Genomic DNA, 23,013 nt, shown 5'->3' with positions numbered 1-23,013 from the left:
AAGCATGCCCTCAGCCTTCGACAGCGGAAACTAGCGGTAACCAGACGCAGACTTCGAATCCCTCCTGTCGACCTGTTGCCGGCGACACCAGCATCATTCGCGCGTTGACCCCCTGCACAATGGTTTTGGCAATCGCCAACCCCAACCCTGACCCGCTGGCTTCACTGTGACCGCGCACAAAACGCTCGGTCAGGTGCTGCAACACGGGCTCCGGCACCACCGGGCCACCGTTGACCACCCGTAGCAGCGCCTGGTCGGTCAGGCTGACTTCGATCGGTTGATCCATCGCACCGTACTTCAGCGCATTCTCGATCAGGTTGCGCAACAGAATACCGAAAGCGTCTGGATCAATGACCGAGTACACGCAGGCCTGGGTTGGCAGCTGCAGCTCAATGTGGCGAGCGCTGCTATGGTTCCACTCATCAACCACATGGACCAGCAACGGAACGAGATCCTGGGGCGTTTCGGACAGCAGCCCACCTCCCTCGGCCTTGGCCAGTTGCATGAGCTTTTCCGAGAGCCGCGCCAACTCGCGCAACGAGTTTTCGATCTTTGCCGCGCGCACTCGCAGCGGACCTTCGGGCGCTTCGTGACGCAGCCGCTGGACCTGCGCCAGGGTAGCGGCCAGTGGCGTGCGCAGTTCATGAGCGCTATTGGCGGTAAAACTACGTTCGGCCTCCAGGGCCTTGCGCAAACGCTCCAGCAAATGGTTGACCGCATCAGCCAGCGGATCGATTTCGGCCGGCAGGCGCGACGTTTTGATCGGTGACAGATCACCCACCCCACGGGCCTCCACCGCTCGACGATAGGCCAATACGCTGCGCAGGCTGATGCGCACGAATAACCAGGTGCCCAACAGGCTGATGGGAATCAGCGCCAATAGCGGCATCAGCAAGGCAAACAAGGCTTCCCGCGCGGCCTCACGGCGATGGCCAAGGGGCTCGGCGATTTCGATGAACAGCGTTTCCCGCAACGCACTGGCGCCATACAGACGGTATTTTTCAGTGGTGGAGAAACCTTCGGTCGGTTGTTTGTTGAAGATGTTCGGGTTGGCGTCGTGGGATTGCATCAGGATCTTGCCCCTCGCATCGCGCACCAGATAGGTCAGGTATTCCTTGTGCATTGTCAGGGGGGCCACGTGGTGTGTCTCATCGGGCTTTTCCCGATTGCTGATTTCCAGTACGACCAGGGGCAGCATGCGTTGCGCCGTCTCTTCCAGCGCGCTGTCGAATGCCTCATTCAACTCATGTTGCACCACCAGCCATGCGCCGACGGTCGCCCCCAGCCAAAGCAAGGTCATGCCCAGGGTCAAGCCTAGGCCGAGACGTTTTTGCAGGCTGGACGACTTCATGCGGACGTCAACCGGTAGCCCATGCCGCGCACGGTTTCAATCAGGTCGCGCCCGAGTTTCTTACGCAATCGGCTGATATAGACCTCGATTGTGTTGCTCTCGATTTCGGCACCGAAAGCGTACAACCGTTCTTCGAGCTGCGCCTTGGACAGCAGTGCGCTGGGGCGCTGGACAAATGCCTCGAACAGCGCCCACTCCCGCGCCGTGAGGTCCACAGTCGCACCGGCCCGCTGCACCGTACGGGCACTCATATCGATCTGCAATTCGCCGAGTTTGATCTGCGGGTTGGGGTTGCCACTATAGCGGCGAGCCACTGCAGCCACACGGGCCGATAGTTCAAACAGGTCGAACGGTTTGACCAGATAATCATCGGCCCCGGCATTGAGGCCGGCGATACGATCGGATATCTGATCCTGGGCGGTCAGGATGATCACCGGCGTTGCATCCCCTGCGGAACGCTGCTGACGCAAAAAATCCAGCCCGCCACCGTCCGGCAACATCAGGTCAAGCAGGATCAGGTCGTAAGGGGTAGTGCGCACACTGTTGCGCGCATGCTCCAGGCGCTGCACCCAATCGACGGCGTGGCCGTCATCGGCGATCTGTTCGCGCACCGCCTCCCCCAACCCCGGTGCGTCCTCGACCAATAAAACCCGCATCTGGCACCTCCTTGATGGTTATCGTGCAGCACCTTAATCGTCTTACCTGACGTGAATCTGAAGATTCAGGTGAGTTCATCTATCGATGATTTTTACTGCGCTTCAGGTTGCTGTCAGCAAGCAAGTCCAGGATCTGGACCCAACGATCAAAAGGACAATCCCATGAAAAAAATTATCGCTGCATCCTGCCTCGCCGGCGCCGTTGCCCTGCCAGGGCTGGTCCAGGCCCGTGAAGTGACCTTGACCACTCAGCTCAAGGACTACAGCGGCAATGATGCGTATCTGGCGATCTACGTCACCAACGCCACTGGCCAATACCAGAAAACCCTCTGGGTGGCCGGCAAGAAGGCCAAGTATTACAAGCATCTGGCCGACTGGGCCCGTGGAAGCGGGATGAACCCGAGCGAGTTTGACGGGGTCAGCGGCGCCAGCGTCGGCAGTGGGCGCACCCTCAAAGTCAGTGTCGAACTGGCAGACACCCTGATCGATGCCGGCTATCAAATCCGCATCGACAGCGCCGTCGAGGACAAACGTGATGCCCGCGCCGATGTCAGCGTGCCCCTGACGTCCAAGGGCACAGGCAAGCCGGCGACCGGCAGCGCCTACGTCGAGTCCTTTACTTACGATCTGTAGCACTGGCCATTCTGGAGGCTGAACATGCTTCGCCAGTTCCATTCCCTGCCCGGCCTGATCGCCGCCCTGCTGGTCATGCTGTTGGCCATCAGCGGCGCGATTCTATCAGTCGACCCCGCCCTGGAACGCCTGCACACCACGTCCACCGCTGCCGGGCAAGTCAACGTCAGTCAACTCGCCGGGCGCATAGCCAGCCATTTCCAGGGCGTGGAACAGATCCAGCGCACAGCGTCCGGGACGGTCATTGTCTACTACAACCAGGACGGTCAGGCCGGGGCCGAAAAGGTCGATCCACTGACCGGTCAAGGCCTCACACCTTACGAGCCATCCGCCTTCTCGCGCTGGATGAAAGACCTGCACCGCTCGCTGTTCCTTGGCACACCTGGCCACGGGGTGTCTGGAGTCGGCGCGCTGTTGATGCTGATGCTGTCGGTGTCTGGTGCGCTGTTGCTGGCCCGGCGGCTGGGCGGCTGGCGCAACCTGTTGCAGCCATTGCGAGGTTCCTTCAGCCAGCGCTGGCATGCTGAAGTCGGACGCCTGGCATTGCTTGGGCTGCTGTCGGCACTGAGCGGGCTCTATATGTGCGCCACGACTTTCGGCTTTATCGCTGACGGCAGTCAGAATGAGCCCACCTTCCCCGCCCACGTCAGCGCCGGCCCGGCCTTGCCGGTGGCGAACCTGAAAGCCTTGCAGGCCACTGACCTGAATGACCTGCGCGAGCTGGTCTACCCGAACCCCAATAACCCGCAAGACGTGTTTTCCCTGCGCACGGCCCAGGGCGACGGTTACGTGGACCAGACCAGCGGCACTTTGCTGTCCTATCAAGCCCACGATTCGATGCGCAACGTCTACGAATTGATTTATCAATTGCACACCGGTGAAGGCCTCTGGTGGCTTGGTCTGCCGCTGGGGCTCTGTGCCCTCTGCGTGCCGTTGATGAGCGTGACCGGCATCCTGCTGTGGTGGCGCCGCCGCAAGGCCGCTCCGAACATCCGTGAAAACTGCACCGCGCAATCCGCCGACAGCGTGATTCTGGTCGGCAGTGAAAACAACAGCACCTGGGGCTTTGCCAACACCTTGCATGACGCCTTGCACCAGGCTGGACACCGGGTACATAGCGCGGCGATGAATCAATACACCAGCGAATACGGCAATGCCCAACGCATGTTCATCCTCACCGCGACCCACGGCGACGGCGATGCCCCGGCCTCGGCTTCGCAGTTCCTGGCACGGTTGACCAGGGTCGGCCTCAAACCCGGCCTGCCGTTTGCCGTGCTGGGCCTGGGTGATCGGCAGTTTGCGCAGTTCTGTCAGTACGCCCATCAGGTGCAGGACGCGATGTTACAGGCCGGTGGCTCACCGCTGCTGGAGCTGGAAACCGTCAACCGCCAGTCCGCACAGGAATTTGCTCGCTGGGGCCGCGCACTGGGAAAAGTACTGGGGCAGGACCTGACGCTGGTCCACACCCCAGAGCAGCCACGTACCCATCAACTGATTCTGATGGAGCGCATTGCCTACGGCGAACAGGTGAATGCGCCGACTCACGTACTACGCTTCAAGGCAACCAGCGAGCTGCCGGAGTTTCTGGCCGGTGACTTGGCAGGGATTCTGCCCCCTGGTAGCGCGATCCCGCGGTTCTACTCGCTGGCCAGCAGTTCGCAGGACGGTGTGCTGGAAATCTGCGTACGTAAACACGAAGGTGGTGTGTGCTCGCAATTCCTTCACAACCTGGACCTCGGTGCGTCGATCGAAGCTTTTATCCAGCCCAACCCACAATTTCGTCCGGCGTCGGGCGCGCATCCGGTGATCCTGATCGGCGCCGGAACCGGCATAGGTCCCTTGACCGGTTTTATTCGCAACAACAAGGCCCGACACCCCATGCACTTGTATTGGGGCGGGCGTAACCCGGCTTCGGATTTTCTCTATGAATCAGAGCTCAAACGTTACCTGGCGGACCAGCGCCTCACGGCATTGCGTGCCGCCTTCTCCCAGGTCATGGATGGCAGTTACGTGCAAGACCGGTTGATCAGCGATGCGCTGGTCTTGCGCCGGTTGATTGAGAAAGGCGCCCAAGTGTTGGTGTGTGGCGGTCGCGAGATGGCTAAGGGCGTGATGCAGGCCCTGGATGAAGTGCTGGCGCCGATCAACCTGAGTGTGCTGACCCTCAAGGCACAAGGACGCTACCGTGAAGATGTCTACTGACTTACAACGCTACAGCCTGAATGGCGAGACCATGGGCACCCGTTACACCGCCCTGTTCTATGCGCAAGCCGGGATCAATACCGACAACATCGACCATAGCCTGGCACGCGCCGTGGCCCGGGTGGACCAGCAAATGTCCACCTGGAAACCCGACTCCGATCTCAACCGCCTCAACGCCGCCCCCGAGCAGGAGTGGGTGCCGGTACCCAAGGAACTGGCCATGGTGCTGTCTGCCGCGCTGCGTGTCAGTCAGCAATCCGGCGGCGCCTTCGACATCGCAGTCGGCGATCTGGTGAATGCCTGGGGGTTCGGCCCCGGCGAACAGACCGTCACGGAGCAGATGCTCGACACGCTGCCGCCGCAAGCTCGCCTGTCCGCCAGTGCGGCGCTGAGCGTTGACCCGCAACGTAATCAAGTGCGCAAACGCGCGCCGCTGAACCTCGACCTGAACGGTATCGCCAAGGGTTTTGCTGTCGATGAGCTGGCCCGCTGTCTGGAGAGTTTTGGCATCACTCGTTATCTGGTCGGCATCGATGGCGAGATGCGCGCCCGCGGCGTCAAACCTGATGCTCAACCCTGGGTCGTAGCCATTGAAAAACCCTGCCGGGGTGTGCGCGAAGTCATGGGTGTGATGGAACTCAGCGACGCTGCCATCGCCACGTCCGGAGACTACCGACACTGGGTCGATGTGAGGGGGCAGTCCTATGCCCACACCATGAACCCGACCACCGGCGCACCACTGTGCAACGCACTCGCAGCCGTCACAGTGGTGGCGGCCTCATGCATACTCGCCGACGCCTGGGCCACGGCGCTGATGGTGCTGGGCGAAACCGAAGGCCCACGCCTGGCACAAGAGCGCGGGATGGACGCGTTGTTCGTGCTGCGCGACGGTGAACAGTTCAAAGAAATATCCATCGTCGGCGGCCAGTTGCAGGCGCAGATTGAAATGCGCTGAAGGACCATTCGAAATCAGTACGAATCAAACCGCCAGATGAAACATGACGCCCTGGGCGGCCACGCCCAGTTCGAGCCTTTATTGGTAACAGGTCGGTAGAAGACCCAGTGACCGGTTGATCCGCTTCATCTGAATACAACCCGGATCAGCATTGCACTGCTGAAGAGCTTTTTTATAGCTCCCAAGCATATTTTTAATAATTTTCCTCTTCCGATTGATGCCGCACTATCAAACCGCACTGAGCACCTCTGGTCCGGCTTTCCCGGATGAAAGCTTTTTTCATAACGATGCCGGCCCCAAGAGCCCGGCACGGTGGAACTTTATCGGCCTCTGGCCAGCACTGCCCGGCTTTACACCATTCTAAAAACCAGCTGTGGGAGCGTTCCATGTCTTTATCCTTACGTACCTGTGTTCCTATTTCTCTGGCCCTGTTGTGCACCGGCGTGCTCGCCGAGCCCCAGGCCCTGACCGTCATTTCGTTCGGCGGCGCCACCAAGCAGGCCCAGGACAAGGCCTATTTCCAGCCCTTCAATGCAAGCGGTGCGGGACATATCGTCGCCGGCGAATACAATGGCGAACTGTCGAAAATCAAGGCCATGGTCGATGTGGGCCATGCCACCTGGGATGTGGTCGAGGTGGAGAGTCCGGAACTGTTGCGTGGCTGTGATGCCGGCTTGTTCGAGCGACTGGACAAGGCCAGTTTTGGCGACCAGGCCCAGTTCGTACCGGGGACCTTGACCGAGTGTGGTGTGGCCACCTACGTCTGGTCGATGGTCATGGCCTTCAACAAGGACAAGCTGGCCAAGACCCCGACTTCCTGGGCGGACTTCTGGAACGTAACCGACTTTCCGGGCAAGCGCGGCCTGCGCAAAGGCGCCAAGTACACCCTGGAAATCGCTCTGCTGGCCGATGGCGTCAAGCCTGACCAGCTCTACAAAGTGCTGGGCACCCCCGAGGGCGTGAACCGAGCCTTCGCCAAGCTCGACAAGATCAAGTCGAGCATCCAGTGGTGGGAGGCCGGAGCCCAACCAGCGCAGTGGTTGATCGCCGGTGACGTGGTGATGAGTGCCGCCTACAACGGTCGTATCGCCTCGGCGCAAAAAGAAGGTATGAACCTGAGCATCGTCTGGCCCCAGAGCCTGTACGACCCGGAATACTGGGCCGTGGTCAAAGGGTCGCCGAACAAGGCGCTGGCCGAGCGTTTCATCGCGTTTGCCAGCCAGCCGCAAGCCCAAAAGGTTTTCTCGGAAAACATCCCTTACGGCCCCGTCCACCGCCAGGCCCTGGCGCTGCTGCCGGAGCCAGTACGCCAGCAATTGCCGACGGCCGAAGCCAACCTGGCCAAGGCCCGGTCGGTAGATGCGGAGTTCTGGGTGGACCACGGCGAGGAGTTGGAAGAACACTTCAACGCTTGGGCGGCGCGCTAGCCGCGACGCACTCTCTGTAGCAGCGGCCGAGCCTGCGAGGCTGCGTTCGGCTGCGAAGCAGTCGTGAATCCGGCTGACGCGGTCTGCCTGACGCACCGTAAGTTCTGGTTTTACGACCGCTGCGCAGCCGAACGCAGCCTCGCCCCGGCTCGACAGCTGCTACGGATTAATCCATCAAGCCATCAAGAGCGCCCCACGGAACCTGTGACCGGTAGATTTCCCAGCAAGTTGAGCCCGGTACTCTTCACGAAAGCGTCATAGTCCATCGGTTTCTCGATGCGAGTTTCAGCGTTGGGCAGTACGTAAGCCCAGGCACGCTTGGACGATGCGTCGTAAACCAGTTTGAACAGGCGGGTCGGCACCCAGACCTTGTTGTCGCCGACGGTGCCGTGGCCTGAATCAAAGAGCGGGCCGGTAAAGACAAAGACATTGCCATCGGCTCGTTTGGCAAACTTTCTGACATCGGACTCGACCTTACTCCAGATCTTCCGGTTGTTGGTTGGGTCTTGCGGCACCATGTTCGACAACGCAAAGGATTGGGCCATTGCATTGGGGTTCGGTGCATCGGCTGCCGGGGATTGATGGCCACGGTCCACGGCCGGATGTTGGCTACGGTAGTCGCTCAACTCTGCCCGCCCACTCTTGGGAATGCGTGGGTCCGGATAGAACTGGTTGGTGCGCTCCTCCCCTTTGGCATCCTGCAGCTGGGCGGCATTAAGGCGTTCGACCACTACCAGCGGTGTCTTGCTGGTTTGCGAGTACAGCACCGCGAAGTTGTCGGAACACAGGGCCAAGGGTTTCATTGTGGCAGGCACAGTGGCCATGCTGATCGGTTTCGCGGCCGGGAACAGATCTGTGCAGCTGTCAAACGATGCCTGTTTCTGTTTGTTTGAATAGAGCTCCAGCGCCGCGCTCTGGCTGATCGAGCCCGAGTGGGAGGTTTGTTGCTGATGCTGGGTGGGCGGCTTGATGAAATCCAGCAGACTGCGGGCTTGTGCCCCGGTCGAGAGCAAAACAAGGGCCGACAGCCCAACTGCAATTTTGCGTAGGTGCATGCTTTAAATCTTCGAATTGGATTGAGGGGTAAACGTACGGCGAGTCCCGATTTACGGAACCAGGTGAAGGCGGTTGCGGATTATATTGCGGTGAGCATGCTTTCACTGTCCTTGATCAAATTGCCGATGCGGATCCGGTCGGCGCCGGGCAGTACGACCGCTGACGGTCGCGCGGGGTTTATTGACCATCACAAGTCACATTAGTGCTGAGCAGCGTACACATTCTACTTGGCCATGCTCGTCGAATGGGCATACCTAAGCGGGCTGGTTAACTGGCGCGAAACGTTGTGCGTACTCCTTGTAGACAGGCGCGTATGCCGCTTTTCACTTAGCATCCAATAATCATCCATTCATTTTCAGGGAGTGTCTGATGAACCCGAAAATAGAGCTGTATGGCGCGCCTACTGGCAACAGTCTGAGGGCTGCAATAGCCTTGGAGGAAGCAGGTATCCCCTACACCGCACGAAGACTGAACTTGCAGGCAAATGAGCAACGCGACTTGTCGTACCTGGCGCTTAATCCGGCAGGAAAAGTCCCAACCCTGGTCGACCATTCATCGACACCCCCGCTGGTCATTAACCAATCGAACGCAATCATTCAGTTCGCTGATGCAAAAGCTCCGGGTCGGCTCGCACCAGCGCATCGTGGACCAAAACGCGACCGGGTGTTCGATCGTTATTTCTTTTTCGTAACGGACGTCATCGGGCCCAGTCATGCTGCATTTTCCCTGCGCCAGGCAGGATTTAATGATGCGGCCACAGTTATCGATCAACGCGTCATTGAACAACTCGTCTATTCAGAACGGTTTCTTACTGACGACTTTATGGCCGGAGATCAGTTCTCCATGGCGGACATCTCCGCTTTTACCATTGCGGCATCATTTCGTGATCGGCTGGATTGGGCAGTGCTTTCACGCTTATCACGCTGGTTCGACGCGATCGAAGCCAGGCCCGCCGTACAGCGAGGATTGAAAGTGTTCCAGAATCACTGAGCGCTACTGCGCAGACCTTATTGTGTGCGCTAAAGATGGGCATGGCAGCTCGCATCCTGCCCGAGGTCTGAGCCCCGGACATGCGAATATCGTATGTATCACAAGAATGGCAGCGTTCTATAAGGGCTCTGCTGTCTGGATAAGCGAGTTCAACACCAGTTTTATTTCAGAGGCCGGATCTTTATGCCCTTGCAGTATCAAACCTTCCGACAAAGCGGTGAAGGTCCTTGCAAGAGCGGCATTCGCCAAAGGAGGCTTCTTGCCTGCATGATTAAATATGATGGTAATCAACTTACCCAAGGCTTCACTATTTTCCTGATGCAGATCGTAGTAATGCGTTGAGAACTCTTCATCACGCAAGGCGATCAGTTGCAACTCAGCATCAAGAATCGCGCAACTGGTATTATTTTTAAGCGTGTCAATATAGGCATTCAATCCATGGGTCAGCTCTTCCGATGAATACCCTGAAGTCAGGGTGACACTCAATCGATCAATCTCAACCCCCTTGAATCTCTGAGTTAACTGCAGAAGCAAGTCCGACTTACTTGTAAAGTTTGAAAAGAAGGCCCCCTTCGAAAAACCGGCCTCCTCGGAAATAGCGTTGACACTGGTGGCGTGAAAACCTTTTCTCACCATAAGGTCAGTGGCGGTATCGAATAACTTATCCCTTGTTATTTGCTGACTTTCTTCTCGACCTAATCTCTTTTTAATCACGCCTTCGGCTCCTTTGGCCAAACAAATCTATTTGTAACTGGATGCAACGGATCTGCCACTCACTGCGCAAACCTGTTTTAACTATCATATCTTATACTAAGCCCTCTTAATCACTTTGCATTTAAACTTTTAAGGAGTGCCATGTAAATGCCATGTATTGGGCCCCGCACGTTCAGGCGCCTTGGTATCCAGCCTGACGCGCGCGCCCTGATGAATCGAGTCAACAAGGGTGTTTTTTGACTCCCCAGAAGGCAGGCGACGGACGGCAAAAATGTCTAGCGATGACCTCAATCCGCCCGATCCCGGTGAATGCCTGCTGTCGATAACGCTCTAAACCACAGGATTTTCGTGTTTCAGGTCGGGTTCAAGGACGTCGACCTTGTGGCGACTGTTAAATACCGCTTGATTTCCAGATACCGAATGGTTTTTACTTGCCGCCGTTGACGCCCCCCGCCTGATCAAAGCATCGAGCGCGGTGACATCAATCTCAATGCAGTAGCAGGTTACCCCACAGGAGCTGGATTTTAATGGAATATGCCTTTGTTACAGGCGCTACAGGCCTGCTCGGTAATAATGTGGTTCATGCGCTTTTAAAGCGAAACATCAAAGTAAAAGCGCTGGTCCGCTCCGTCGAAAAAGCCAAGAAGCAGTTCGGCAATCTGCCTGTCGAATTTGTCGAAGGCGACATGCTCAATGTCGACGCCTTCAGCCATGCCTTGCAAGGCTGTGATGCCTTGTTTCATACCGCCGCCTATTTCCGCGATAGTTACAAAGGCGGAAAGCACTGGCAGAAACTGTATGACACTAACGTGACCGGAACCGAGCGCCTGTTGCAGGCCGCTTATGCCGCAGGCATTCGTCGTGCAGTCCATACCTCCTCCATTGCCGTCTTGAAGGGCGATAAAGATCAGGTGATCGATGAAACAATGTCTCGCAGTGAATCGGAGGCTGACGATTACTACCTGAGTAAAATATTGTCTGAACAGAAAGTTCAGGAATTCCTGGCGCGGCATCCGGATATGTTCGTCGCCATGGTATTGCCTGGCTGGATGTTTGGCCCTGGGGACATCGGCCCGACCTCATCAGGACAGTTCCTGCTCGACTTTGTCGGACAGAAATTGCCCGGCGTACTGCCTGGAAGTTTTTCCGTTGTCGATGCCAGGGATGTAGCAGAGCATCAACTCGCGGCGATCACACGCGGCCGATCAGGAGAACGCTACCTGGCAGCCGGCAATCACATGGACATGAAAAGCATTTTCCAGGCGCTCTCCAGTGTCAGCGGCGTAAAAGCGCCGGAGCGCAAAGTGCCACTGTTCATGCTGCGTATAATTGCCTTGATCTATGAAGGTTATTACCGAATCACGAAAAAGCCGGTGCTCATCAGTACTTCCACTGTCAAACTCATGGAACAAGAGCAAGGGCGCACCCATTTCAGCCACAACAAAAGCCTAAAAGAATTGCAGTGCAAGTTCCGCCCCGTGACGGAAACATTGACCGATACCCTGGATTGGTATCGGAAAAATAACTACATTGATGCTTAATTGAAACAATTTATATATAGCCTGCCTCTGTAGTACTTTTTTGTCTGACCATAAATTCAAGGATTGAGAGAGGTTGGTAAATGAAAAGCCTTTCATCTAAAGAAGGTTTTCTGCATCGGTTCGTCGGTTTTTCAGAGTCGTTCCCTGAGCACATTGCCATCAGGAACCTGGACGCGGAAGAAGATACCGTCACTTACCGTGAGTTGCGTATAAAGGCTGAAGAGTGCAATGGCGCACTCTCAGCATTAAATGTATTGCCTGGCGACAAAGTAGCGCTCGTTCTACCCAATGGGGTGGAGTTCATCGCTTACTATTTGGCGATCATCGGTCGCGGTGCGGTTCCGGTCATTCTCAACTACAAACTGACGCCATTCGAAATGAACAGCGTCATCAGCATCGCCAGACCGACGCTGGTAGTGACCACCGAAACGCTGTTCGAGCAGCATAGCGAGACATTTCAGCCTGACTACGGCGTTAAGCACTCCTTGGTGTTGAACGCCGCAAGCGAGCCGTCATCGCCCCTGCCCGACAACGCAACGGCGGACTCTCGGCTTCCCCGACAGACCGAGCCCTTGTTACTGCCCGAAGGCAATCCGATTGTCTCGGTACAGTTCACCTACCGGGGCATCGGTAAACCGCTGGCCGTTTCTCACCGCTACCTTGATTTGACGCAATCGAGTGATGGCCTGCATGAGCAGTTTCATCTTCAAGGTGTCGGTTCCGTTCATCTGGTGACGCTGCCGCTGTATGCCATCTTCGGCCTGTCGGTGATGATGGTTTTCCCCTTGAGCGTGGGCGCCACACTGTTAATGACTAACACCCTGCTCAACAGGGATCTGGCAGAAGTCTTGTCCCAGCATAAGGTCACCTTTGCCTGCCTGGTACCCGACGTCATTCGCTACTTCAATACACGACTGACCAAACGCAAGGGCGCGCTGTTGCCGTTGCACCCTCACCTGATGATTTATTCGGGTGGCAGTCATTTACCCGCAGACGAAGCCGAGAAGCTGGGAAGGCTGCTGGGGTGCAATCCGGTGCTGCAAGGCTATGGATTGACCGAGAGCATGCCGGTGATTGTCCAGAGCTCGATTGGCAAGGTCCATCGCGGCGCCATGGGACAACCGATCAGAGGCGTAGAACTACGGGTCGTCGATGCCGAAGGGCGGGATGTCGCACCTGGACGCATTGGCGAACTGCTGATTCGCGGCTCGATGGTGATTGACGGCTATAACGATGCAGAGGACGCCAATGCCCGGTTCTTCCGTGATGGCTGGCTACACACGGGTGATCTGGTCTGGCGGGACGACGACGGGCATGTGTTCTTCTATTGCCAACGCCTGCGAATCTCGAAGATCAAAGCGCAAATGGTCGATCTGACTGAAATCGAATCCATTGCCCTGAAGCACCCGGATGTGGTGCGCGCGAAAGCTTACATCGTCCCGGACAACAAGGAAGTCAACGTACTGCACCTGTGCGTTGAAGGGGGCGGCGACCTGACCCAGAGCGCTGTCTCTACCCTGCTCTCGCGCTACCTCTCGGGCTTCAAGTTGCCCAAAACCATCGAGATCATCTCTCTCAAGGAAGAGATTCATGCAAGCTAATGGCACACAACCGGTACTGGCCGTGTTTGACTTTGACGGCACATTGACCGACAGACATACGTTCTGGCGCTACATGCGTTATATCGTGGGAACCCGAACGTTCTGGCTCAGGATCATTCCCCTGCTGCCCAAAATGCTCAGTGTAATCGTTGGCATCACGCCATTGATGCAAGCCCGACTGGCATTCATTGCCTGTTATCTGGGCGGTCTGTCCGTTGAGCAAGAACGCGAGCATGCCAAGTATTTCATCAGCGAGCTGCTACCGCTCTGGCTCAGGCCCGAGGCCCTGCGCCGGCTGCAATGGCATCAGTCCATGGGGCATGTCACTGCGCTGGTCAGCAACTCGCCGGAAAACTACCTGATTCCCTGGGGTCAGGCAGCGGGGTTTGACTATGTCTGCGGCACCCGCCTGGCGACTGCGAAGAACAAACTGACCGGCGGAATATCAGGTACCAACTGTGTTGAGAGAGAGAAAGTCACACGGCTCAAGGGCTGTCTGAGCAACCTTGATGACTTTTACATTTATGCCTACGGGGATTCATCCGGTGACGATGCCCTGCTCGGCATTGCCAACTCTCCCTTCTACAGAAACTGGTACTAACCGATGAACACTCTGAGCACTTTGGCCCCCAAACACTTCAGCCAACCCGGTAATACCCCGACAGTCATGATCGTAGGCGCCGGCCCGATTGGCCTGTCCCTGGCAATCATGCTGAAGAAGTGGGGCGTCTCTTTTCGCATTATTGAAAAGAATGCCGGTCCCTCGACCGCTACCAAAGCGATGGCCATCCATTCCAGAACCCTGGAAATTTTCCGAGATCTGGGAGTTGCCGATCAGGCCATCGGTGACGGATTCACTATCAACCAGTTTTCGGTGCAATCGAACGCCAAACGGGTGCTGAACTACAACTTCTCCTACCTGGACGCCACCTATCCCCTGCTCCTCAGCCTGCCACAGCCGCAGACAGAGAAGATTCTGCTTGAGCGACTGAACAAGTTGGGAGCAGATGTTGAATGGAATACCGAGCTGGTCGATATAGAAAACCAGCCGGGCTCGGTGCAGATGACGCTTCAGCATGCGGACGGCAGCGCCGAGTCCTTTTCCAGCCGCTGGGTGGTCGCGTGCGACGGTGCTCGCAGCAACATCAGAAAACGTCTTGATATGACCTTCGAAGGATCGTCCTACGACCGCTTCTTCATGCTCGCCGATGCCGATATCGAGTGGTCTGGAAGCAAGGACGAAGGCGCTTTCTTCCTGGGTGCACAGGACGGTTATGTCGCGGTCGCGCCGATCAGCGCTCAATCCCGTTATCGACTTTTCATCGAGATGCCCTACAACCTGCCACCAGAAGGTGAGCGCCCTTCCTTGAGCCTGGAGAACTTTCAGCGGTTGTGCGAAGGACGCGGGCAAAAGATGACGTTGTCCAATATTTCATCGACCACCATCGCCTCTTTCCAACATCGCCGCGTGCAGTCGTTGCAGCAAGGCTCTGTGTTTCTGGTAGGCGACTCGGCTCATATCGGCAGCCCGATCGGTGGCCAATGGATGAACCTGGGGGTTTCCGAGGCCTATAACCTGGCTTGGAAAATGGCCTATGTCGATCAGGGCCTGGCTGATCCATCGTTGCTGGAAAGCTACAACGAAGAGCGTTACCCGGTGGCCCTGGAAGTCGAGAACACGGCACATCGACTGACCGGACTGATTACCGTCAAGCATCGCGCCCTCGTTTGGCTGCGCGACAATGTTCTGCCACTGATAAGCAACCGGCGCAAGGTTCAGCGCAAACTGCCGTCGATGATTTCCGGTCATCAGTACCACTACGGCAAGAGTGATTACATCCAGGAATCGCTGACGAAAAAGCAGCGCATGAATTGGGATAAAAAAGGCAAGAAACCTGAATTCCAGACGTCGGTGCCTCGCGCCGGGCAACTGGCACCCGATGTCGAGTTGTGGCAACTGCAAGGTATGCCGCCAAAGCGCTTGATCGACTTGTTCCACGGAACGTTCACGCTGTTGATTTTCAGCGCAGCCGATCAGTTTTCCCCGTTGTTGCCGGGCTATTACTCGCTGGCCGAGTCGGTGGAGAAGGACTACCCGGGCATCAAGGCTTATTGTGTTATTGATGCCCTGAGCAGCGCCGAACTGCCTTCTTGGCACTCGACGTTGCTGGACCCCGATTGGCGTCTGCACAAGCGTTACCATGCCAAAGCGGGCACGTTGATGCTGATTCGTCCTGACGGCTACATCGCTTTCCAGGGAGCCGATGCAATAACGCTCTTCACTTATCTGAACGTAAGATCCGGGCTGCTCAAGGGAGCCAGAAAAACAACATCTTCCGAGATCGACGCAGTGGAACTCCAACTTTAAGTCGCTATATGGCTACTGCCAACTTGGTTCATTGATTCACACAAGGCCCAACCCTGGGCCAAGACTTGTTATTTCTTGTTTGTAGAAAATATATACCGACTTTGGTTAGGAGAACCTCATGCGCTTCCAACTCAACGATGTTGTGCAGGAATTCATCGTGTCCAATGGAAAAATAGCCAACAGCTATTTTTCTCTTTCAGAAAAAATCATTGATTCACTGTGCGAGTCCAATATCGCAAAAGAATCAATATTGATGCGTTTGCTGGAGCAGGCCGAATCCGTCACCGCGCATTACTTCAATGCTCACCAACAAGTCCTCGAGGGCGTTTATGCCAATGGGATTGAAGCCCCCGTCAATAAAAACCTTGCGGTGCTGGAGCCCGTACACTCGAACCCGGTAATACTGGAATCGACACCTGTAGTGGAACAAACGCCTGCACTCAACTACGGGCAATGGTTACGCGCCGAAATAAGTACGGTCACCGGATTCAAAAAGGAACAAATCGACTTCGATCAAAGTTTCGAAAGTCTGGGTATCGACTCTCTCGGCATGGTCGATATTTTCGAATCCCTGGCCCAGCACTTCCCGGAAAAGAAAGAGCTCACCTCGCAGCTCTTTGATGCCCCCACTCCTACCGCTTTGCTGGCGCGGCTTGAAGCCGATCCGCAGGCATCTGCCGTGGATGTCGAAGCATGGGTACTGGAACAACTGGCGAATATCACCGGTTTTACGGTTGACCAGATCGACCAAAAACAAAGCTATGAAAGCCTGGGGCTGGACTCCCTCGTGCAGCTGGACTTCCTGGAGTCGGTCGTCGCATTGTGGCCGCAACTCAAGGCCAACAGCACTGAGCTGGCCAACGCCAAGTATCCGCAGGCAACAATCGCCCTGATTAAAGCCGCCCTGGCCGCCCCCGAGTCAACATCAACACCCGCTACCGAAGTGCAAGCACCTGCCACAACGGACGCCCAAGGGCAGGCAAGCAACCTGCTTTTCAACTCCCTGTCACCCCTGATCCCGGACGCGCCACAGTCGATCGACATTGAGACGCCCTTTGCACAGTTGGGGCTCAATGGTTTTGCCCGAGAAGCACTCTGCCAATCAATGGCGCAACAGTGTTCTGCCAGCGAGTTTGCCGGTGAAGCACTGATGTCGCGTCGTACGCCGCAGGATGCCTTGTCGCTTCTGGCACGACTGAGCTGAAGCACTGAGCCGCTGTAAAAAATGGCATGGAATCCGGGTGATCGGACAGATCACCCAGCATTTTGGCAATCAGGAGACAGGGTATGAATGGCGCGGTAACAACAGAGGGCGACTTTTGCTTCAGCGCAATGGCCGGCGAGTTTCCCGGGGCACCGTCAACGGATGCGCTTTGGCACTTGCTGTCGGAAGGACAGATAGCGCCTATCAATTCGATGCTGACACGCTGGGAACTGGATAAGGCGTCAATCTATTCAGCAAAGACAGGTGAAAAGGATCGCGTTTACCTGGACAGTGCTTTTTGCCTGAAGGATGACGCTTCAATCCCTTCACGGCATGAAGGACGGCAGGTCGCCATCGGTAAGAAAGTACTGCAGACACTCCTCGCCCAGCTTGCCGGACAAGGCTCGACACTGATCAAGGAACGCACTGCATTGGTGGTCGCAACATCCTGGAGCGACGAGAGTTATTTCGTCACAGGCATGTCCGGAAAAACCGAAGCACCACAGGGCTACACGCCGGGTGAACAAGTGGCTGAACTGGCTGCGGCTTTTGCCTTCGGTGGCCCGGCGTTGTCCGTCGACACTGCCTGTAGTTCGTTTCCCTATGCAATCGACATGGCTCAGGCTCTGGTCAACAGCGGACAGGCGGATAACGCGATTGTCATGGCACTGAACACCGTGCTGCCACCGGCGCTGTTTCTGGGCTTCTCGCAGTTGACCGCCTTTTCCGCCCGGGCCCAAATGCAGGCGTTCGGTCAGGACGCTGACGGTATTGTGCCGGGCGAATGTGCAGTCGCCTTTTTGGTCGAACCGCTATCGCAGGCCCTGATTGCGCAGCGCCGCCCCCTGGGTGTTTTACGGGCATTGGGAATGTCCGCCGATGGCGCCGAAGGTTCGGTGTTTGCGCCTGGCAAACAGGCCCAGTACACGGCTTACCAGCGTGCCTATATCGGTCTGGATCCCAATGACGTGGACTACATCGAAACCCATGGCACCGGTACTCCGCTGGGTGATGCGACAGAGCTGGACTCGCTGAACAGCTTCTTCGCCCCCCATTGCACAGACGGCAAAAAAATCACCATCGGTTCGATCAAGTCCGTCATTGGCCACCCACTGGCCGCCGCTGGAGGCGCTTCGCTCGCCAAAGCGCTGATGATCTTGCGTCACAAAGGGATTCCACCTCAGCCCGACTACCGAACCAGCGCAAAAGTCGACGAGACCAGCCTGCGACTGGCCACAAAGCAGATACAGCCCCTCACGGACCGGCAATCGGCGATCCGTATAGGCATCTCGAGCTTTGGCTTTGGCGGCGCCAATGCGCATCTGGTGGTGGATGAATATATTCCCGATAACCGCCCTGCCGTCCCTCTAAGCGCCCCCGGCGTGTTGATGCTGGACCTCGCGATTGTCGAGGCTGAAGCAGCGATCGGCAGTCACGGTTCATTGCAGTCATTCAAGCAACAGCTCGATCGGCCGGCAGCGCCATCGGTCAGTTTCCCTTATGGGCGTTTCGTTGATTACTCCCCTGCCCCAGGTCAGCCGTTACTGGGCCAATTCCTGGCGCAGGATCGCGTCATTGATATCGACGGTTTCGGCATGGGCCCCAAACCTCTGGCCCATGTCGATCCGTTCAAGTTGTTGATCACCGATCGCGTCAATCATTTGCTGCGACGCCTGCCGGGTGTGGCCGGCTCACCCGGCACGGCGATGGTCATGTGCTGCAACATGGGTGGGGAACGCTTCAGCAATGCGTACAGCAGCGCTCACACCTTCTACTCCCAGGCTCAAGGCACGCCACCGGGCGTGGAAGTAGCGGACGTGGCAACCATGTTGCCGAACATGTTGTCTGGCTACCCGACGCAGATTTTTGACTTCAAGGGTTTCCATCAAACACTGGTCGGCACCCCGGGTCTGTTCTGGCAAACCTTGCTGGCATCGCAGCAATGGTTCAAGAACGGCATAACCACGCTGTTGCTCGGTGCAGGGCGCTTTATCAGCGGTGAAATCGAGATCGAACGTGCCCGGCATTCAGCGACGGTGCAAGGTGAAGGACTGGGGCTGATTGCGCTGCGTCCTTATCAACCAGAAGCCAGCGACAAACCTTTACTGGTGATCCGCGCAGCGGTCCTCGCCCATGCCGCGAACTCGCTGGAAGAGGCTTGCCAACTGCTGGGCAAAAAGCGCAGTCAATACCAGAACATTGAAGTCTGCGAGCTGCAACCTGATGCGACTCATGCCAGCGGATCCCTGCAAGAAATGACTGGCTTCCTGGCTGAAGCCAGTGGCGTCGAAACCCTGCTGGCGGTGATGTTGAGTGCATCGGCTCACACGGTGATCGAGGTTCGCGAAGCCGGCAAGGCAGTGATGTGGTTGTTTACTGAAAAGCTTCGGGAATGGAGCACGGTGGCCGAACCCGCTCCTGCCATCAAGCATCCCTTTACCCTGCGTTTTGCTCACTCGGCCCACCATGAACTGCAGCCGGTGATCCCGCCTGCCCGTCCTGTCAGCCTTGTCCGCGAACCACAAAACGACGGCGTCGATGTGTTGCAACTCAGCGACATGCTGACCAACACCCTGCTCTCAGGGCTGCGTGTCCGGGTTCGCGCCATGGAGAGTCTTTTCGCCCTGCACCGTGGCACTGAAGCCCAGCGCCCGGCGCACTGGCAACGTCGCCCGGAAAACGTCGTAATCACCAACGTCCAGCGCGGCCCCCAGTCACTGCGTGCCCAGCTCGTGGTGAATGAAGCGCACCCTTATTTCTTCGATCACCCTCTTGATCACATCCCCGGCATTTTATTGCTTGAGGGCGTGTTGCAATTGATTGAACTTGCCATGCCGCCACTGAGTGGACGGGTCGCCTATGTCAAAACCCTGAATATCAAGTTCCAGCAATACGTACAAAAGGAGGGTGTGATCGATCTGCATCTGGAACAGGGTAAAGACTCCCAGGTATTCAATGCCAAGGTCATGCAAGCCGGAAAGCTGATGTGCACCTGCGTCCTTGGGATGGCCTACAGCTCGGCGTTCGAGAAATCGCCCGCCGGCGAGTTCACGGCCACTCGCTGCCGCGACAAAGCCTTGCTGCACAAGGCCAGGGAAGAAAACGTCATCGTCAGTGACATGAGCGGCATCGCTCAGGGTTTGAGCGTGGACACGCTCAAACTGCCGGATGAGCACTTCTTCCAGGAGGGCGACCCCGAGCACTATTCGATGGTGTATTTCCTCGAAGTTGCCCGCCAGTGCTACATGCAGATTGCCCACAGCCATCTGCGGATTCCACTCAACACTCCGATGAACCTGCTGGCCTTGAGTTTCACCCTGGATCGGCCAATCCCCAGGAACAGTCCGCTGTCATTGGCACCGCAAGCGGGTTTTGACGCACAGCAGCCGTTCAAAACCAACCGCATCTATATCGACCTGTTCAACCGGGGCGAAAAAATCGGTCAAGCCAGCATTACAGCTCAAGTGCTGAGTCAATCCGCACCCGCTGCCTGAGGCACTCAATTGATCCCACTCTCCCGCATGACCGTGCCCCCAACAATCAAGGTGTCGCCGTGAACGATGTCAAAGTGCAAGTCATAGTCAAATCGCCGCGTGCTGAAATCTGGAATATCTGGAGCAATTTTTCAGAAGCGCCGCTATGGGATACCGACGTTCGCCAGTGTGAACTCAATGGCCCGTTTCAACCTGGAACGCGAGGCAAATGCGTCCTCAAAAATGGCCTGAACATGCCGCTGAAACTGGAAGCAGTGAAGCTGCATGAAAGCTATCGGAACACGGCAAGACTGCTTTGGATCGACCTTGAGTTCGATCACCAGATGCGCAGGCTTTCCCCGAATGAAACCCAGGTCATCCATAGCGCGAAGATCTCTGGCCCCTTGAGTTTTTTATACCGCGGGCTGCTACGCAAAATGCTCACCGCGGCAATGACCACCGCACTCCGCAACCTGTGCACGTTGGCTGAACAACGAGCGAATGCCATCAGTACCCCAGGGCTCGAAAAGCCTGGAAAGCATTTGCACCGTGTATGAAATATCCCGGGAGGGAGCGTGTTGAACGCTCGCNCCCNCCCCCCCCCCCCCCCCNCTTACTTATCGATAACGGCACACTTCGGACCGAGCATGAACCTATTTAAAAAACCTCAGTATCTCGTGATGGGCGTCATTGGCATGGGCCTTATTGCCCCTGAGTCCAGTTCCGCCGACACGCTCGGCCCCTATGTCAGTGTCATGGGTGGTCTGAACTGGGTGGCTGCGCAGGACCTTAACCAGAACAACCTCGACTTTGTCGAGATGGAATTCAACCAACCGTTACACTCCGGCTACGCCACCGGACTGGCACTGGGCTGGCGATTCCCCATCGGGCTCAGACCTGAAGTGGAACTCAGCTACCGCAAAAACACCCTGACCCAATTCAATAACCGGGTCTATGAAGGCGGCGGGAGCATCGACGGTAAAGGCGAAGAGGAAGCCACCAGCGTCATGGCCAACCTCTGGTATGACGTCTTGAACCTGCCAGCACCCTTCAGTCGGTTCACCCCTTACATCGGCGGCGGCCTGGGTTACACCACGCTGTCGGTCAGTGGCCTGGAAGCCGGCGGCGTCCAGTTCGGCGGCACTCATCGCGACACTGTATCGGCCTATCAACTCGGCGCCGGGGTAGGTTACGAACTCACCGAACAATGGTCCATGTCCCTGGATTATCGATACCTCAAGACTCGCGATGCGCACTTCGGTGACATTCAGGGCCTGCCCCAAGGCGATGTGCGTACTGACTACAGCGCCCAGTCATTAATGCTCGGCCTGCATTATTGGTTCTAAGGGTTAAACAGATCGGCGCCTTGCGAGGCGTCGCTACGGCAAGCCGGTGAAATGCTTCGGCGCAGAGGCTCACCGGCTGATCAACTTACTGACGACCACCCGTTCAAAAATCGATCAAGGCACAAATGAGTTCCTCACTTGATGCCTTGATTCGATACTTGACCCTCTGCCTACCTACACTTCACAAGCGCAGGAATCACATCGCCGCAGCCGCTTTTTCAATCAGCCGGGCTACCGGCTCCGGGTTTGAAACCATCACGACATGGGAAGCCCCTTTAACGACTTTCACCACCTTGGCCTCGGCTCGCTTGGCCATGAATTCCATGGCCTGCGGTGGAATGTTCTTGTCCTTGTCGCCATAGATGTACCAGGACGGAATGTGCTTCCAGGCGGGCGTACCTGACTGTTCGTTCAGCGCCGCTTCGGTGACCGGGCGCTGAGTCGCCGCCATCAATGCCGCCTGCGCGGCGGGGACGTCAGCGGCGAACTGATCGTGAAACTTGTCCTGCTTGATGTACAAATCCTTGCCGCCATCAGCCAGTGCGACAGGCGCTGCGAGGGTTGGGCCGAGGGTACTCCCCGGGAATTTTCCGGCTAGCCCGGCGACCGTTTCGCCCGCCTCGGGCGCGAAGGCGGCGACGTAAACAAGTGCCTTTACATTGGCATGGTCGTTGGCCGCTTCGCTGATGACGTTGCCACCGTAGGAGTGGCCGACCAGCACAACAGGCGACTTGATGCCATCGAGCAACGCAGAAACAGCAGCGCCATCGCTCTTCACACTGCGCAATGGATTGGCGGCGGCCACAACGGGGTAGCCATCTTTTTCGAGGATCTTCACCACGCCATTCCAACTCGAAGCATCGGCAAAGGCGCCGTGTACGAGGACGACAGTAGGCTTTTCAGTTTGCGCCGACGCGTTGGCGCCGATGATCAGGCTAACGGTGCAGGCCAGAGCGGCCATTACTTTTTTCATTGGAAACTCCTTGGGTGGTTGAACTATTGAGCGATGTCTCGATGGAGTTCATTTGACGCCGATCAGGTATCCCGGATGTGTCACCAACCGCCCATAAAAGAAACAGTCCGTATCGACATGCGGCCTGGATACACAGAGATACATTTGTGTCAGAAGTGGTGAAACTTGGCGAACATAAAAAAGAGACCGAAGTTTCTTTTTCTAATTCTCACAGGCTTCACCGTAAGCCAATAGAACAATAACTTTAGTGAAAAACGCGACTCACACTCCGCCCCATTGAAATCGAAGAGATTCCTTTTATCCCCGAAACAGGAATACTCGGAAATTACTCTTCCGATAAATGTATTTATTACCTGTTGCCGCACCACACCTCATTGGATAGTTATTATTTGGGCGCACTTTAACATTCGCACTCTCTACAAATATCACAACACACAAATAACACTTGGACAAACACCAACATGACTCGCTGACTTTTTATAACAATCATTGACACACCTACATGGAAACCCTAAATTAATGG

General features: G+C 56.6%; 18 protein-coding genes. 13 read left to right on the top strand and 5 right to left on the bottom strand.

Going from position 1 to position 23,013, the window contains the following annotated elements:
- Nucleotides 1-10: 10 nt before the first annotated feature.
- Entirely contained in the window at nt 11-1,351 is a 1,341-nt protein-coding gene (locus AF70_RS19595; protein WP_028940787.1) for a HAMP domain-containing sensor histidine kinase, read from the bottom strand.
- A complete protein-coding gene (locus AF70_RS19590) occupies nt 1,348-2,007 on the bottom strand; it encodes a response regulator transcription factor (RefSeq protein ID WP_018927959.1) in 660 nt (219 codons plus the stop codon). Before AF70_RS19590 ends, AF70_RS19595 begins: the two co-directional genes overlap by 4 nt.
- 162 nt (nt 2,008-2,169) lie before the next feature.
- Between AF70_RS19590 and AF70_RS19585 the strand changes: the two genes are divergently transcribed.
- From AF70_RS19585 to AF70_RS19570, 4 genes are all read left to right on the top strand, one after another.
- Complete coding sequence (locus tag AF70_RS19585; RefSeq protein ID WP_019578656.1) at nt 2,170-2,640, top strand: DUF2271 domain-containing protein; 471 nt, start codon at nt 2,170-2,172, stop codon at nt 2,638-2,640.
- A gap of 24 nt (nt 2,641-2,664) precedes the next feature.
- Nucleotides 2,665-4,842: a PepSY domain-containing protein gene (locus tag AF70_RS19580; RefSeq protein ID WP_028940788.1), complete on the top strand. Its 2,178-nt coding sequence runs from the start codon at nt 2,665-2,667 to the stop codon at nt 4,840-4,842.
- Nucleotides 4,832-5,797 carry an FAD:protein FMN transferase gene (locus AF70_RS19575; RefSeq protein ID WP_028940789.1) on the top strand — a complete coding sequence of 322 codons (966 nt, stop codon included), beginning with the start codon at nt 4,832-4,834 and terminating at the stop codon, nt 5,795-5,797. Before AF70_RS19580 ends, AF70_RS19575 begins: the two co-directional genes overlap by 11 nt.
- A gap of 386 nt (nt 5,798-6,183) precedes the next feature.
- The gene (locus tag AF70_RS19570) at nt 6,184-7,224 is read left to right on the top strand and encodes an ABC transporter substrate-binding protein (RefSeq protein WP_028940790.1); all 1,041 of its coding nucleotides are present in this window, start codon (nt 6,184-6,186) and stop codon (nt 7,222-7,224) included.
- Nucleotides 7,225-7,406: 182 nt separating this feature from the next.
- Here AF70_RS19570 and AF70_RS19565 read toward each other — a convergent pair whose 3' ends face one another.
- Nucleotides 7,407-8,279 (bottom strand): DNA/RNA non-specific endonuclease, encoded by an 873-nt coding sequence (locus tag AF70_RS19565; protein WP_028940791.1) that lies wholly within the window; start codon nt 8,277-8,279, stop codon nt 7,407-7,409.
- Nucleotides 8,280-8,649: 370 nt separating this feature from the next.
- Between AF70_RS19565 and AF70_RS19560 the strand changes: the two genes are divergently transcribed.
- The gene (locus AF70_RS19560; RefSeq protein ID WP_028940792.1) at nt 8,650-9,270 is read left to right on the top strand and encodes a glutathione S-transferase family protein; all 621 of its coding nucleotides are present in this window, start codon (nt 8,650-8,652) and stop codon (nt 9,268-9,270) included.
- Nucleotides 9,271-9,387: 117 nt separating this feature from the next.
- Here AF70_RS19560 and AF70_RS19555 read toward each other — a convergent pair whose 3' ends face one another.
- Nucleotides 9,388-9,984: a TetR/AcrR family transcriptional regulator gene (locus AF70_RS19555; protein ID WP_018927951.1), complete on the bottom strand. Its 597-nt coding sequence runs from the start codon at nt 9,982-9,984 to the stop codon at nt 9,388-9,390.
- Nucleotides 9,985-10,511: 527 nt separating this feature from the next.
- Between AF70_RS19555 and AF70_RS19550 the strand changes: the two genes are divergently transcribed.
- From AF70_RS19550 to AF70_RS19515, 8 genes are all read left to right on the top strand, one after another.
- Nucleotides 10,512-11,525 carry an SDR family oxidoreductase gene (locus tag AF70_RS19550; RefSeq protein ID WP_018927950.1) on the top strand — a complete coding sequence of 338 codons (1,014 nt, stop codon included), beginning with the start codon at nt 10,512-10,514 and terminating at the stop codon, nt 11,523-11,525.
- 80 nt (nt 11,526-11,605) lie between these two features.
- Entirely contained in the window at nt 11,606-13,126 is a 1,521-nt protein-coding gene (locus tag AF70_RS19545; RefSeq protein WP_028940793.1) for a class I adenylate-forming enzyme family protein, read from the top strand.
- A complete protein-coding gene (locus tag AF70_RS19540; RefSeq protein ID WP_019578645.1) occupies nt 13,116-13,727 on the top strand; it encodes an HAD-IB family hydrolase in 612 nt (203 codons plus the stop codon). The genes AF70_RS19545 and AF70_RS19540 overlap by 11 nt, the downstream gene beginning before the upstream one ends.
- Before the next feature lie 3 nt (nt 13,728-13,730).
- The gene (locus tag AF70_RS19535; protein WP_019578644.1) at nt 13,731-15,494 is read left to right on the top strand and encodes an FAD-dependent monooxygenase; all 1,764 of its coding nucleotides are present in this window, start codon (nt 13,731-13,733) and stop codon (nt 15,492-15,494) included.
- 118 nt (nt 15,495-15,612) lie between these two features.
- Entirely contained in the window at nt 15,613-16,698 is a 1,086-nt protein-coding gene (locus tag AF70_RS19530) for an acyl carrier protein (RefSeq protein WP_028940794.1), read from the top strand.
- Nucleotides 16,699-16,781: 83 nt separating this feature from the next.
- Entirely contained in the window at nt 16,782-20,192 is a 3,411-nt protein-coding gene (locus AF70_RS19525) for a beta-ketoacyl synthase N-terminal-like domain-containing protein (protein WP_028940795.1), read from the top strand.
- A gap of 59 nt (nt 20,193-20,251) precedes the next feature.
- On the top strand, nt 20,252-20,728 hold the full coding sequence (locus AF70_RS29875; RefSeq protein ID WP_019578642.1) for a polyketide cyclase: 477 nt from the start codon (nt 20,252-20,254) through the stop codon (nt 20,726-20,728).
- Between the two features lie 90 nt (nt 20,729-20,818).
- A complete protein-coding gene (locus AF70_RS19515) occupies nt 20,819-21,517 on the top strand; it encodes an outer membrane protein (protein ID WP_026331611.1) in 699 nt (232 codons plus the stop codon).
- 196 nt (nt 21,518-21,713) lie between these two features.
- On the opposite strand, the gene AF70_RS19510 is transcribed toward AF70_RS19515, so the two are convergent.
- On the bottom strand, nt 21,714-22,490 hold the full coding sequence (locus AF70_RS19510; RefSeq protein WP_028940796.1) for an alpha/beta fold hydrolase: 777 nt from the start codon (nt 22,488-22,490) through the stop codon (nt 21,714-21,716).
- Nucleotides 22,491-23,013: the final 523 nt, after the last annotated feature.

This window comes from Pseudomonas sp. KD5 (genome assembly GCF_012932895.1).
GTDB lineage: Bacteria > Pseudomonadota > Gammaproteobacteria > Pseudomonadales > Pseudomonadaceae > Aquipseudomonas.
Note: the sequence above shows the minus strand (reverse complement) of the source record. Positions and strands in the feature narration are given on the sequence as shown.